This is a genomic window from Saccharothrix sp. ALI-22-I (assembly GCF_001984175.1).
Taxonomy (GTDB): domain Bacteria; phylum Actinomycetota; class Actinomycetes; order Mycobacteriales; family Pseudonocardiaceae; genus Actinosynnema.
The window spans coordinates 334,717-347,723 of sequence record NZ_MTQP01000068.1 but is presented as its reverse complement, the minus strand read 5'-3'; the positions used below and the strand labels follow the sequence as shown (position 1 = coordinate 347,723).

Annotated in this window: 12 protein-coding genes; 6 read left to right on the top strand and 6 right to left on the bottom strand. The window is 69.4% G+C overall.

The features are described from left to right. The first annotated feature begins 44 nt into the window (after positions 1-44). From glf to ALI22I_RS38305, 3 genes are all read left to right on the top strand, one after another. Positions 45-1,232: a UDP-galactopyranose mutase gene (gene glf / locus ALI22I_RS38315; RefSeq protein WP_077010482.1), complete on the top strand. Its 1,188-nt coding sequence runs from the start codon at positions 45-47 to the stop codon at positions 1,230-1,232. Between the two features lie 7 nt (positions 1,233-1,239). Next, complete coding sequence (locus ALI22I_RS38310; RefSeq protein ID WP_077010481.1) at positions 1,240-3,111, top strand: glycosyltransferase; 1,872 nt, start codon at positions 1,240-1,242, stop codon at positions 3,109-3,111. 78 nt (positions 3,112-3,189) lie between these two features. Beyond that, complete coding sequence (locus ALI22I_RS38305; protein ID WP_077010480.1) at positions 3,190-5,046, top strand: glycosyltransferase; 1,857 nt, start codon at positions 3,190-3,192, stop codon at positions 5,044-5,046. A 349-nt stretch (positions 5,047-5,395) separates the two neighbouring features. On the opposite strand, the gene ALI22I_RS38300 is transcribed toward ALI22I_RS38305, so the two are convergent. From ALI22I_RS38300 to ALI22I_RS38280, 5 genes are all read right to left on the bottom strand, one after another. Further along, positions 5,396-5,608, bottom strand: a complete 213-nt coding sequence (locus tag ALI22I_RS38300; RefSeq protein WP_077010479.1) for a hypothetical protein — start codon at positions 5,606-5,608, stop codon at positions 5,396-5,398. Positions 5,609-5,694: 86 nt separating this feature from the next. After that, entirely contained in the window at positions 5,695-6,591 is an 897-nt protein-coding gene (gene glfT1 / locus ALI22I_RS38295; protein ID WP_179118495.1) for a galactofuranosyltransferase GlfT1, read from the bottom strand. A gap of 9 nt (positions 6,592-6,600) precedes the next feature. Then, positions 6,601-7,416, bottom strand: a complete 816-nt coding sequence (wzt, locus tag ALI22I_RS38290) for a galactan export ABC transporter ATP-binding subunit Wzt/RfbE (protein WP_077010477.1) — start codon at positions 7,414-7,416, stop codon at positions 6,601-6,603. Between the two features lie 15 nt (positions 7,417-7,431). Beyond that, the gene (wzm, locus tag ALI22I_RS38285; RefSeq protein ID WP_077010476.1) at positions 7,432-8,343 is read right to left on the bottom strand and encodes a galactan export ABC transporter permease subunit Wzm/RfbD; all 912 of its coding nucleotides are present in this window, start codon (positions 8,341-8,343) and stop codon (positions 7,432-7,434) included. A 296-nt stretch (positions 8,344-8,639) separates the two neighbouring features. Further along, positions 8,640-9,191: a bacterial proteasome activator family protein gene (locus ALI22I_RS38280; protein ID WP_077010475.1), complete on the bottom strand. Its 552-nt coding sequence runs from the start codon at positions 9,189-9,191 to the stop codon at positions 8,640-8,642. Between the two features lie 111 nt (positions 9,192-9,302). Here ALI22I_RS38280 and ALI22I_RS38275 point away from each other — a divergent pair, with 111 nt between their 5' ends. After that, positions 9,303-10,502 (top strand): cysteine desulfurase-like protein, encoded by a 1,200-nt coding sequence (locus ALI22I_RS38275; RefSeq protein ID WP_077010474.1) that lies wholly within the window; start codon positions 9,303-9,305, stop codon positions 10,500-10,502. Positions 10,503-10,514: 12 nt separating this feature from the next. After that, positions 10,515-11,156 (top strand): class I SAM-dependent methyltransferase, encoded by a 642-nt coding sequence (locus tag ALI22I_RS38270; protein ID WP_077010473.1) that lies wholly within the window; start codon positions 10,515-10,517, stop codon positions 11,154-11,156. A gap of 85 nt (positions 11,157-11,241) precedes the next feature. On the opposite strand, the gene ALI22I_RS38265 is transcribed toward ALI22I_RS38270, so the two are convergent. After that, entirely contained in the window at positions 11,242-12,210 is a 969-nt protein-coding gene (locus tag ALI22I_RS38265; RefSeq protein WP_077011137.1) for an NAD(P)H-quinone oxidoreductase, read from the bottom strand. A 56-nt stretch (positions 12,211-12,266) separates the two neighbouring features. Here ALI22I_RS38265 and ALI22I_RS38260 point away from each other — a divergent pair, with 56 nt between their 5' ends. Next, positions 12,267-12,914, top strand: a complete 648-nt coding sequence (locus tag ALI22I_RS38260; RefSeq protein WP_077010472.1) for a GNAT family N-acetyltransferase — start codon at positions 12,267-12,269, stop codon at positions 12,912-12,914. The last annotated feature ends 93 nt before the right edge of the window (positions 12,915-13,007 follow it).

The following is a 13,007-nucleotide window of genomic DNA, read 5'->3' as shown; positions in this document are numbered from 1 at the left end:
GGTGTGGACGGTCACGCCTGGTCACTGCCGTACCCTCGGGTGCTGTGAGCTTCGCTGGATTTGACCTGATCGTCGTCGGTTCCGGGTTCTTCGGTCTGACGGTCGCCGAACGCACCGCCTCCCAGCTCGGCAAGCGCGTGCTGGTCCTGGAACGGCGCGAGCACCTCGGCGGCAACGCCTACTCCGAGCCGGAACCCGAGACGGGCATCGAGGTCCACCGCTACGGCGCGCACCTGTTCCACACGTCCAACAAGCGGGTGTGGGACTACGTCAACCAGTTCACCGCGTTCACCGGCTACCAGCACCGGGTGTTCGCGATGCACGCCGGCCAGGCCTACCAGTTCCCCATGGGCCTCGGCCTGATCTCGCAGTTCGTTGGCCGCTACCTGAGCCCGGAAGAGGCCCGGGCGTGGGTCGCCGAGCAGGCCGCCGAGATCGACTCCAAGGACGCGCAGAACCTGGAGGAGAAGGCGATCTCGCTGATCGGCCGCCCGCTGTACGAGGCGTTCGTCCGCGACTACACCGCCAAGCAGTGGCAGACCGACCCGAAGGAGCTGCCCGCGGCGGTCATCAGCCGCCTGCCGGTGCGCTACACCTTCGACAACCGCTACTTCAACGACACCTACGAGGGCCTGCCCGTCGACGGGTACACCGCGTGGCTGGAGAAGATGGCCGACCACCCCGACATCGAGGTGCGGCTGGGCACGGACTTCTTCGACGTCCGCCACGAGATCCCGGCCGGCACCCCGATCGTCTACACCGGACCGGTGGACCGCTACTTCGACTACAGCGAGGGCTGGCTCGGCTGGCGCACGCTGGACTTCGAGCAGGAAGTCCTGCCCGTGGGCGACTTCCAGGGCACGCCGGTGATGAACTACAACGACGCGGACGTGCCGTACACCCGCATCCACGAGTTCCGGCACTTCCACCCGGAACGGGAGTACCCGTCGGACAAGACGGTCATCGTGCGTGAGTTCTCCCGCGCGGCCGAGAAGAACGACGAGCCGTACTACCCGATCAACACCGCCGAGGACCGGGCGAAGCTGGAGCGGTACCGCGAGTTGGCGCGGCAGGAAGCCGCCGAGCGCAATGTCCTCTTCGGTGGTCGACTGGGCACGTACAAGTACCTGGACATGCACATGGCCATCGGTTCGGCGCTGAGCGTGTTCGACAACAAGATCGCTCCGCACCTGACCACCGGTCGGGCGCTGGACGGTTCGCTGGAGGACTGAGTCGGATATGTCGGGCAACTCCACCCCCGTCGAGCAAGAAGCGCCGGGGAAGCTGCTGACCCAGCGCGGCCTGTTCGCTGGACCGTCGCCGATCGTGTCGGAGGACCTCTACGCCGAGGTCTCCCGCGGTATCGCCGACCGCGAACGGCACCGCCTCGTGGTGCACCCGCACGCGACGGTCACGATGAACACCTACTTCGGGCGCTTCCCCGCCACCTACTGGCAGCGGTGGTGCGTGAGCCCGGAGGTCGAACTCAGCGTCGAGCTGACCGGCTCCGGCCAGGTGTCGATCGTCGCGTCGGACGCCGACGGTGAGACCCGGATGGTCGCCGCCAAGTCCGTCACCGAGGCGAAGTCGCAGGTCGTCAGCCTCTCCGCGAAGATCGACAAGTTCACCGACGGCGGCGGCCTCTGGTTCGACGTCGTCACCGGCGACCAGCAGCTGGTGGTCGAACGGGCCCGCTGGACCGTCGCGCCGCCGCAGCGGGTCAAGCCCACCGCCGTGGTCATCTGCACGTTCAACCGGGTGGAGGACTGCCTCAACACGCTCGCCTCGCTCGCCTCCGACGCGGAGCCGTTGAGCCTGGTCGACGCGATCTACGTGGTGGACCAGGGCAGCGACCCGGTCGAGTCGCGGCCCCGGTTCGCCGAGATCGCCGACCGGTTGGGCGACAAGCTGCGCTACATCCGCCAGCCGAACCTCGGCGGCGCGGGCGGCTTCACCCGCGGCCTGTACGAGGTGTTCGGGGACGGCGACACCGAGCACGCCAACGTCCTGTTCATGGACGACGACGTGCTGTGCGAGCCGGAGATCGTGGTCCGGATGACCGCGTTCGCGAACCGCACCGCGCAACCGGTCATCGTCGGCGGCCAGATGCTGTACCTGCTGCACCCCAACCACCTGCACGTGGGCGCGGAGTTCGCGAACCTCGACACGCTGGCCCCCGGCCAGGTGGTGGACGGCGCCCTGCACGACGCCGACCTCACCGGGTACGACGAGGAGACCGGCAAGAAGAACATGCAGGAACGCCGGGTCGACGCGGGCTACAACGGCTGGTGGTCGTGCCTCATCCCGTCGGAGATCGTGAAGGCCGTCGGCTACCCGTTGCCGATGTTCTTCCAGTGGGACGACATCGAGTACGGCTACCGCGCGCGGGCCAACGGGTTCGCCACGGTGACCCTGCCCGGCGCCGGCGTGTGGCACGCCGACTTCCACTGGAAGGACTGGGACGACTGGCACCGGTACTTCAACCTGCGCAACGCCCTGATCACCTCGGCGCTGCACGGCCGGTTCGACCCCAAGCGCATCTGCCGCTCCATGGCGGGCCAGCTGGCCACCTACCTCGTCGGCATGCAGTACGGCCTGGCCGCGACCCAGCTCAAGGCCATCGAGGACTTCCTCAAGGGCCCGCAGGTGCTGCGTGACGGCGGTGTCCAGGCGGCGGCCGAGATCCGCAAGCTGCGCGCCGAGTTCCCGGAGACCGTCAAGCACCCGGCGTCCGAGGTGCCCGGCATCTCGTCCGGCGACCTGCCGATGATCCCCGCGCCACCCCCGCCGGCGAAGTTCGCGCCGGTGCTCGCCAAGCGCATGGTCAACCAGTTGCTCGGCCGCACCGCGCACGACGTGGGCGCGGTGCCCGCGGGCGACTCGCAGTGGTGGCACGTGGCGAACTTCAACACCGCCGTGGTGACCGACGCGTCCCAGGAGGGCGTGCGGGTGCGGCGGCGCGACCGCGAACTGGCCATCCGGCTCGGCAAGCAGGGCACCAAGCTGATCAAGGAGCTGTACCAGCGTGCTCCCGAGGTGCAGCGCGCCTACCGCGAGGCGATGGACGAGCTGACCAGCCGGGACAACTGGCAGCGGTTGTACGACGTGTGATCTGCGCGGGGCGGCCGTTCGCGGTCGCCCCGTTTCCTCACCGCTTCCTCACCGCGCTTCTCACCGGAGGGACCCCTCGTGGACGCAGTGCACCGGATCATCCTGCCGAGAGACGACGACCCGCTCGACGTCCGGCCGATGTACCTGGACGAGCCGTCGAACGTGCACTGCCAGGTCGGGTCCCGTCGGTGGCTCACCGTGCCCGAGCACGCCAAGGTGTCGTTCGCGACGTACTTCAACGCGTTCCCGGCCAGCTACTGGAAGCGGTGGACGGTCGTCGACGAGGTCGTGCTCCGGATGCGGGTGCGCGGCTCCGGCAGGGTGGACGTGTACCGGTCCAAGCCGAGCGGCGACATCGTGCACCTGGAGGGCTCCTTCGTCCGGGACGCGGCGGAGTGGACGTCGCTGGAGTTCCCGGTGTCGCTCAAGCCGTTCGAGGACGGCGGGCTGATCTGGTTCGACGCGTTCACCCACGAGGCCGTGCTGGAGATCCAGGACGCCGAGTGGGCGGTGCGCGAGCCGTTGCCGGCGCAGAAGGTCGCGGTCAGCATCACCACCATGCGCCCGCACGACGCGGTGGAGGCGCTGCGCGCGTTGGGCAGCGACCCGGCCGTGCTCGACGTGGTGAGCAAGGTGTTCGTCGCCGACCAGGGCGCGGTGAAGGTGCGTTCCGTCGCCGGCTTCGCGGAGGCCGCGGCCGGTCTCGGCGCCCGGCTGGAAGTCATCGAGCAGGACAACCTCGGCGGTTCCGGCGGGTTCACCCGGGGCATGTTCGAGGCGGTCGAGCACACCGACGCCGACCAGATCATGCTCATGGACGACGACATCCGGCTGGAGCCGGAAGCGGTGCTGCGGTCCAACGCGTTCGCGCGGGCGGCGGCATCACCGGTGATCGTCGGCAGCCACATGCTCAACCTCCAGGCCAGGACCCGCCTGCACAGCTCGGCGGAGATCGTGGACCTCAACACGTGCTTCTGGCGGGCCGCGCCCGGTGCGGTCGCCGACCACGACTTCGGTGCGTCGTCGCTGCGCGAGACGCCCGCGCTGCACCCGCGCGTCGACGCCACCTACAACGGCTGGTGGATGTGCCTGTTCCCGCGCGAGATCGTGCAGCGGACCGGCTACCCGCTGCCGCTGTTCATCAAGTGGGACGACGCCGAGTACTCGCTGCGGGCGTTGGAGCACGGCTATCCGACGGTGTCACTGCCCGGTTCGGCGGTGTGGCACATGCCGTGGACGGACAAGAACGACTCGACCGACTGGCAGGCCTACTTCCACACCCGCAACCGGCTGATCCTGGCCGCGCTGCACAGCCCGTACGACGTGCGGTCGGGGATCGTGAAGCACGGGCTGAAGCTGTCGCTGCGGCACCTGCTGTCGATGGAGTACTCCACGGTGGCGTTGCAGCAGAAGGCCATCGAGGACTTCCTGGACGGGCCGGCCGGCCTGTTCGACTCGCTGCGCACGGCGCTGCCGATGGTGCGCGAGCTGCGCGCCGAGTACAGCGACGCCCAGCGCCTGGAGTCGGCCCGCGAGTTCCCGCCGCCGACGTTCGACATGGTGCGGGCGGAGGCGCTGCTGCAGCCGTCGAAGAGCAAGGCGACCATCGCGGTGCGGGCGGCGAAGTCGGTGCTGCACAACCTGCGCCCCCCGCAGTCCTCCGCCGGCGACCGGCCGCAGCTCAACGTGCCCGCGCTGAACGCCCGCTGGTTCCTGCTGGGCAACCTGGACAGCGCCACCGTGTCCACGGCCGACGGCACCGGCGTCGCGTTCTACAAGCGCGACCCCGAGCAGTTCCGCACCCTGATGACCAGGGCGATCCGCAACTACCGGCGGCTCGGCCGGGAATGGCCCAGGCTGCGCAAGCTGTACCGGGACGCCCTGCCCGAGCTCACGTCCGCCGAGCAGTGGCGCAAGGTCTTCGAAAACCGCTGACCGGCCGACGGCACCCGCTCGACCCCCGAACGGGTGCCCCTCGAACGAGGGCCGACGCTTTACTCGCGAATACCGGAGGGTCATACTCCAATCGGACTACCATGCGCTCGTGGTGTCGCGAGCGCTATTGCTCCGAAAGGAGTCGTCATGCGACTTCCGCGGTTCCGGGTCTTGACGTGGCTCACCCGCGCAAGGCTCCGAACCCGTGATTGCCCGGCTTGTGGCCGTGTGGTCGGACGTGACACGCCGGTGTGCGAGGGGTGCGGGTACAACTTCGCGCTCGCCGCCGCGCACGACGCGCGTGCGCACCACTTCCCCACGAATCCGGGGATCAAACCTTAGTTCCGGCTCACTCGAAGTGCGCGGCCACCACGTGGCTGAAGTTCACCACGAACTCCTTGCCGTCGGCGGTCTGGATCGCCTGCGTGTGGCCGTTGCGCACCACCTGGATCAACCGCGTCCCCAGATCGGCGACGGTCTCCGCGGACACCCTGATGGAGATCGGGTTGGAATTCGCCGCCAGGTGCAGCACCAGGGACGTCTTACGCGCTTCAGAAGTCATGACGCACAGCCCACCAGCACCGGCCTGAGCAGGCAAGGAGGGTTCGCCGTCAGCGATTCCGCGTGAAGCTGAACATCAAACCCGGCTCACTTGCGGAAGAAACGCTCCCGCTGCCCCAACCGCACCAGCTTCAGCCACTCCAGGAACGCCTTCGGGTCCCGCCGCACCCCGATGAAGTACAGCCCGAACCGGAACGCCTCCAGCAGCCCCAGCTTGCGCATCCCCGGCTGCGAGAGCAGGTACCCGCGGTTGCGGTAGGTGTAGTACCGCTTGATCGCGTTCTCCGGGTCCTGCGCGTGGAACCGCCCGCCGAGCATCGGCTTGAACTCGTCCGACCCGTCCGGGTGCAGGTAGGCGACCTTCAGCGACGTCCCGAACGGCAACCCGGTGCGCACCAGCCGACGGTGGATCTCCACCTCGTCACCGCGGAAGAACAGCCGGTAGTCCGGCACGCCGATGACGTCCACCGTGGAGGCCTTGAACAGCGCCCCGTTGAACAGCGACGCGATCCCCGGCAGGAAGTCGGTGCCCAGCTCCGCCGCGTTCCGCTTCCACGTCAACCCGCGACGCAGCGGGAACGCCAGCTTCTCCGGCCGCTCGATGTTCGTCACCACCGGCGAGATCGCGGCCAGCTTGCGCCGCTGCGCCTCCTCCAGCAGCACCGCCAGCACGGTCTCGTCCGCGGGACGCCCGTCGTCGTCGGCCAGCCACAGCCACTCCGCGCCCAGCGAGAGAGCGTGCAGCATCCCCAACGCGAACCCGCCCGCGCCACCGAGGTTGCGGTGCGACGGCAGGTAGGTCGTCGGGATGGGGCACTGCGCGACCAGGTCGTCCACCGGCTGGTCGGGCCCGTTGTCCACGACCACCAGGTGGTCCAGCGGCCGGGTCTGCGACGCCAGCACCTTCAACGAGTCGGCCAGCAACTCGCGTCGGTGCCGGGTCACCACGACCCCGACCACGGAGCCCTGCGGCAGTGCGCTCACCACGCTCACCTACTCGCCACCGTTCCCGCTCAGCACCCTCGGCTGCCCGATCCGCTCCAACGTCTCCGCGCTGAGGAACTCGTACGGGTCACGCCCCTTGTAGGAGGTGACCACTTCGCGCAGCGAGCCCTGCATCTTGACCTGGCCCTCGTCCATCCAGATGGCGGTGTTGCACAGCTCCACCAGGAAGTCGTCCGAGTGCGAGGCGAACACCAGGATGCCCGACCGCTTGACCAGGTCGTTCAGCCGGTCGCGCGCCTTCTCCAGGAACGCCGCGTCGACCGCGCCGATGCCCTCGTCCAGGAGCAGGATCTCCGGGTTGATCGACGTCACCACGCCCAGCGCCAGCCGCACCCGCATACCCGTCGAGTACGTCCGCAGCGGCATGGAGAGGTAGTCGCCCAGTTCGGTGAACTCGGCGATGTCGTCGACCCGCTTCTCCATCTCCTTGCGGCCCATGCCGAGGAACAGGCCGCGGATCATGATGTTCTCGTACCCGGAGATCTCCGGGTCCATGCCGACACCCAGGTCGAACACCGGCGCCACCTTGCCGACGATGCGCGAACTGCCCCGCGTGGGCTCGTAGATGCCCGCGAGCAGCCGCAGCAGCGTGGACTTGCCCGCGCCGTTGTGGCCGACCAGACCGACCCGGTCACCGTGCCGCAGCGAGATGTTGATGTCGTGCAGCGCTTCGATTATCGGGACACGGCCCTCTGAGCCGATCTTGCCGCCGACCTTGCCCAGCGCGAGCTTCTTCAGCGATCTCGACTTGGCGTCGAAGATCGGGAAGTCGACCGAGGCGTTCCAAACGTCGATGCTGACCATGTGTTGCGGCCTCACTCAGACCCAGTAGGAGACGCGGGCACGGTAGTTGCGCATGGCGATCATCGCCAGTGCCCAGCCCACGACGGTGAACGCGCCGACGACGACCCAGTGGTGCCAGTCCTGGGTCTGCCCCAGCAGAGGCGCCCGGACGATTTCCACGAAGTGGTAGAGCGGGTTGAGCTCGGCGATGAGCACTCGCCAGCCGCCGTCGCCGTCGGTGACCTTGTTGAGGATACCGACGTGCCAGACGATCGGAGTCATGAAGAAGATCAGGTTGATGAAGCTGTGGATGACCGGGGGGATGTCCCGGAACCGGGTGCTGATGATGCCGAACAGCAGCGCCACCCACACCGCGTTGATCACGACCAGCGCGAAGCCGGGGATCGCCATCAGCGCCGACCACGACACGCCCGGGTGCTGGACGATGTCGCCTTCCATCTTGTAAGGCTGCGTGAGCGCCGGGAAGTAGATGATGAGGACGACGAAGTAGACGACGAGGTTGTGCGCGAAGAACAGCACTTGGCGCCACACCATGCGCAGCACGTGCACGGTGATCGGCGACGGCAGGTGCTTGATCAGCCCCTCGTTGTCGATGAACACCCCGGTGCCCTCGGTGACCACGCCGAGGATGAAGTTCCAGATGATGAACCCGGCCGTCACGTACGGCAGGAACGTGCCCAGCTTCTGGTCGAACAGCTGCGAGTACAGCAGACCGAGCGCGAGCGCCGTGGTGCCCATGGAGATCGTGATCCAGAGCGGGCCGATCACCGAACGGCGGTAGCGCTGCTTGATGTCCTGCCAGCCCAGGTGCGCCCAGAGCTCACGCTGGCGCCACGCGCCGCGCACGTCGGCGAACGCGCGCGCGAACGTGCGCGAGTTGGGTGCGAGGGGAGCCGCTGGTCGGTCGACCGTACTCGTGGGTTGCACGAGGGTTGAGACTACCGGCGTCGGGGTGGTGCGGCTGTCGCCGGGCTGTCACGGTGAGGTCAACGCCTTCCCGGCGGGCTGCGGCCCTGGTCACCGCTGTGATCACCCGTTGGTTGTCGGGTGTCCACGCACCGTAGTCGAGCCTGGTCGGCAGGGGTCCGCGGTTGTCCACAGGCCGGATCCGCCGGCCCCGGATTGTCGGTCCGTTCTGGCAGGATCAAATCAAGGGTTCCCCTTGTCGAGGACCCCTGCGAAGCGCACCCGGGACGCCTGGTCACCGTTCAGCGGCTACCCGTTCACAGGTACTGGCCGGTGCCCCGGATGTGCGGCGTCTCCGAACCGTCACCCGAGCCGGTGCCGGCGGGCAGGGCGCGGCCGCGCATCTGCTCCAGCTGCACCCGCGCCGCCATCTGCTGGGCGAACAGCGCGGTCTGGATGCCGTGGAACAGGCCCTCCAGCCAGCCGACGAGCTGGGCCTGGGCGATGCGCAGCTCCGCGTCCGAGGGGGTGCCCTCCTCGGTGAACGGCAGCGACAGCCGCTCCAGCTCGTCGCGCAGCTCCGGCGCCAACCCGTCCTCCAGCTCGTCGATGGACCGCTTGTGGATCTCCTTGAGCCGGTTCCGGCTGGCCTCGTCCAGAGGTGCCGCGCGCACCTCCTCCAGCAGCTGCTTGATCATCGTGCCGATGCGCATGACCTTCGCCGGCTGCTCGACCAGGTCCGTCACGTCCTGGCCGCCCGCGTCGTCACCGGACGGCACCCGTGCCGACCCCACCGGCGTGCCGTCCGGGCCTACCACCACCACGTGCCGCTCGTTCTCCACCTGATCACCTCGGGCTGCCTCACTCATACCCCCATCCTGGCCCGATCGGGTGGTGCACGCCTCACCGGGTCACGGATCGGGTGGAAACCCCCGGCCCCTGCTGTCGCCGGTGTCGGCGTCCTCCGTACGGTGTGAGGCATGGCGTTCGACGTCGCCCGGGTCCGTGGGCTGTTCCCCGCGCTCGGCGACGGCTGGGTTCATCTGGACGCTCCTGCGGGGATGCAAGTACCCGAACAGGTGGCCACGGCCGTCTCCACCGCGCTGCGCGCACCCGTCTCCGGACCGGGTGGCATATTCCCGGCTTCGCAACGCGCCGAGGCCATCGTCGACGCGGCCCGGCGGGCCGTGGCGGACCTGGTCGGCGCCGATCCGGCCGGTGTCGTGCTCGGACCCAGCTCGGCGGTGCTGCTGCAACGGCTGGCCGACGCGCTGTCCGAGGGCTGGTTCCTGGGTGATGAGATCGTGGTGTCGCGGCTGGACCACCCGGCGAACATCGCGCCGTGGCAGCGGGCGGCGCAGCGCACCGGCAGCGTGGTGCGGTGGGCCGAAGTCGACATCGAGACCTGCGAGCTGCCCGCGTGGCAGTACGACGACCTGGTCACGTCCAAGTGCAAGCTGGTGGCCGTGACGGCCGCGTCCGGCTCCGTGGGCACCCGCCCCGACCTGCGCAAGATCGCCGAAGCCGCGCGCCGCACGGACGCGCTGGTCGTGGTGGACGCCTCCTCCGCCGCGCCGTTCGTGCCGCTCGACATCACGTCGATGGACGCCGACGTGGTGGCGGTGTCGGCGAACAACTGGGGCGGGCCGCCGGTCGGCGCGCTGGTGTTCCGGGACCCGTCGATGCTGGACCTGATGCCGTCGGTGGCCGTCGAGCCCGGCGCGCGCGGCCCGGAGCGGCTGGAACTGGGCCCGCACGCCTACCCGCTGCTGGCCGGTCTGGTGGCGTCGGTGGAGTACCTGGCCGGGTTGGACGACGCCGCGGTCGGCCCGCGCCGTGAGCGGGTGCTCACATCGTTGAGTTCGGTGAAGGCCTATCAGGCCGGACTTCTGGCTAATCTCATCAACGAACTGCGATCGCTCCGTCACGTCATGGTGATCGGCGACGCCATGCGGCGGGTCCCGGCGCTGGCGTTCACGGTGGCCGGCGTGAAGTCCACCGACGGCGTCGAGCACCTGTCCGAGCGCGGCGTGTGCGCGTTCGCCGACTCTGGGCAACACGGCGTGTTCTCGGTGCTCGGGGTGGGCGAGGTCGGCGGAGCGATCCGCGTCGGCCTGGCGCACTACACGAACGCGGTGGAAGTGGACGAGCTCGTGCGGGCGGTCGCCGAGCTGGGGTGAACTGGGGGTTGGGTGGACGACCTGCTGTCGCGGGAGCTCGCCGACCTCGCCGCCCTGCACCGCCTCGCGCCCCTGATGTCGGAGTACCTGCCCAACACAGCGCACGAACTGCGCCCCGCCGCGCTCGCGGCCGTGATCGACGAGATCCTGCTCGGCTCGCGGACCGTGCTGGTGGAGTGCGGGTGCGGCGCGTCGTCCGTCGTGCTGGCGCGGCTGCTGGCCCGACGCGGGTTCGGCCACCTGCTGTCCGTCGAGCACGACGAGCGCACGGCGGCGTTCGTGGCCAGCCAGCTGCGCCGGGAGGGCCTGGGCCACGTCGCACGCGTCGTCCACGCACCCCTGACCCCGCACCCGGCGGCCCTCGGCAACGCCCACTGGTACCACCCGCAACTCGTGCACGACGAGGTGTCGGCGTACGTCGAGCGGTACGGCCTGGTGGACCTGCTGCTGATCGACGGCCCCCTGCTCGGCGACGCCCGCTACCCGGCGCTCCCGGTCTTCCGCGGCGTGCTCGCACCGGGCGCGGCGGTCCTGGTGGACGACGCCGAACGCCCGGGCGAGCAGACCGTGCTGGTCCGGTGGGCCGAGGAGTTCGCACTGCGCTTCCGCACCACACCCCGAACCTTCCTGGCCACCGCGACCGCATTGGACTAAGACACCCGGTGAGGTCACGAACGACCGACTTCCCGGCGACCTCACCCGCCGTCTGCGAAGCAGCGGCAATCAAACACAGCGGCCATCAAACACTGAGCACGACCTTGCCGAACACGCCGCCGCCCTCCAACGCGCGGTGGGCGTCGGCGGCCTGTTCGATCGGCAGCACGTCGTGCACGACGGGCTTGACCTGGCCGGACGCGATCAGCGGCCACAGGTGTTCGCGCACCTCGGCGACGATGCGGCCCTTGCCGTTCGGCCCGTCCACCGGCCGGAACCGCAGACCCGTCCCGGTCACGCTGGCGCGCTTCGACAGCAGCTTGCCGAGGTTCAGCTCGCCCTTCACCCCGCCCTGCATGCCGATGATCACCAGCCGGCCGTCCGGCGCGAGGACGTCCACGTTGCGGCCCAGGTAGGCGGCGCCCATGTTGTCCAGCACCACGTCCGCCCGGCCGACCTCGGCCACGAAGTCCTGCTCCCGGTAGTTCACCAGCACGTCCGCGCCCAGTTTGGCGCACCGCTCCAGCCGATCCGCCGAACCCGCGGTGACCGCGACGCGCGCGCCGAGCGCCTTGGCGACCTGGATGGCGTGCGTGCCGATGCCACCCGCGCCACCGTGGACGAGGAACGTCTCACCGCTTTTGAGGCCCGCCAGCATCACCACGTTCGACCACACCGTGCACGCGACCTCGGGCAGCGACGCGGCGGTCACCAGATCGACGCCCTCGGGCAGTGGCAGGAGTTGCGCGGCCGGGACGACGACCTGCTCCGCGTACCCGCCGCCGGCCAGCAGCGCGCACACCTCGTCACCCACCTGCCAACCCGTCACGTCGTCGCCGAGCGCGGCGATCGTGCCGGAGCACTCCAGGCCCAGCACGTCGGACGTGCCCTTCGGCGGCGGGTAGTGGCCCTGCCGTTGGAGCAGGTCGGCCCGGTTGACGGCGGTCGCGGCCACGTCGAGCAGCACCTCGCCCGGTCCCGGTTCGGGGTGCCGAACTTCCGTCCACGCCAACACGTCCGGCCCGCCGGGTTCACGAATGGTGATCGCACGCATGAGCCCGACGGTAATCCGGTCGCGTGGGAGGCACACGATCGCCACCATCGACGGGCATGGACCCCTGGCCGTTCCGAAACCTGGTGCTCCGCACCCCGCGCCTCGAACTGCGTCCCGACGACGACGAGGGCCTGGCCGAACTGGTGGACGTGACGCTCGACGGCATCCACCCGCCCGACTCGATGCCGTTCGGCGTGGAATGGACCGACGCGCCGCGCGACAAGCTCGGGATCAACACGTTGCAGCACTACTGGCGGGTGCGCGCGTCCCTGGTCCCGGAGCGGTGGACGTTGAACTTCCTGGTGCGCCTGGACGGTCGCGTGGTCGGCACCCAGGGCCTCGGCGCCGACGACTTCCCGATCCTCCGCGAGGTCACCAGCGGGTCGTGGCTCGGTTTGCGGTATCAGGGGCAGGGGATCGGCACCGAGATGCGGGCGGCGGTGCTGATGTTCGCGTTCGACCACCTCGGCGCGGTGGCGGCGCGGTCGAGCGCGTTCAACGACAACTCCGCGTCGCACGGCGTGAGCCGCAAACTCGGCTACCGGCCGGACGGCACGTTCACCCAGATCCGCCGTGGCGAACCGGCCGAGCAGACGCGGTTGCTGCTGACCCCGGCGGCGTTCCGCCGGCCCGACTGGACGCTGGAGTGCGGTGGTGTCGAGCCGTGTCTGGCCCTGCTCACCGGGCAGGAAGCCACCGACTGACGGATTGCCTTACCCGGGCCCGATTTGTGAGGGTTCGACATCCGAGTGGAATGGGGAACTCGATCATGTCAGGTAGAACCGGGATCAGACGCG

Bases quoted from the DNA above. Each gene is read 5' to 3' on its own strand.
- ALI22I_RS38310 (WP_077010481.1), top strand. From the start codon at position 1,240: ATGTCGGGCAACTCCACCCCCGTCGAGCAAGAAGCGCCGGGGAAGCTG.
- ALI22I_RS38300 (WP_077010479.1), bottom strand. From the start codon at position 5,608: ATGACTTCTGAAGCGCGTAAGACGTCCCTGGTGCTGCACCTGGCGGCG.
- wzt (WP_077010477.1), bottom strand. From the start codon at position 7,416: ATGGTCAGCATCGACGTTTGGAACGCCTCGGTCGACTTCCCGATCTTC.
- ALI22I_RS38280 (WP_077010475.1), bottom strand. From the start codon at position 9,191: ATGAGTGAGGCAGCCCGAGGTGATCAGGTGGAGAACGAGCGGCACGTG.
- ALI22I_RS38275 (WP_077010474.1), top strand. From the start codon at position 9,303: ATGGCGTTCGACGTCGCCCGGGTCCGTGGGCTGTTCCCCGCGCTCGGC.
- ALI22I_RS38265 (WP_077011137.1), bottom strand. From the start codon at position 12,210: ATGCGTGCGATCACCATTCGTGAACCCGGCGGGCCGGACGTGTTGGCG.
- ALI22I_RS38260 (WP_077010472.1), top strand. From the start codon at position 12,267: ATGGACCCCTGGCCGTTCCGAAACCTGGTGCTCCGCACCCCGCGCCTC.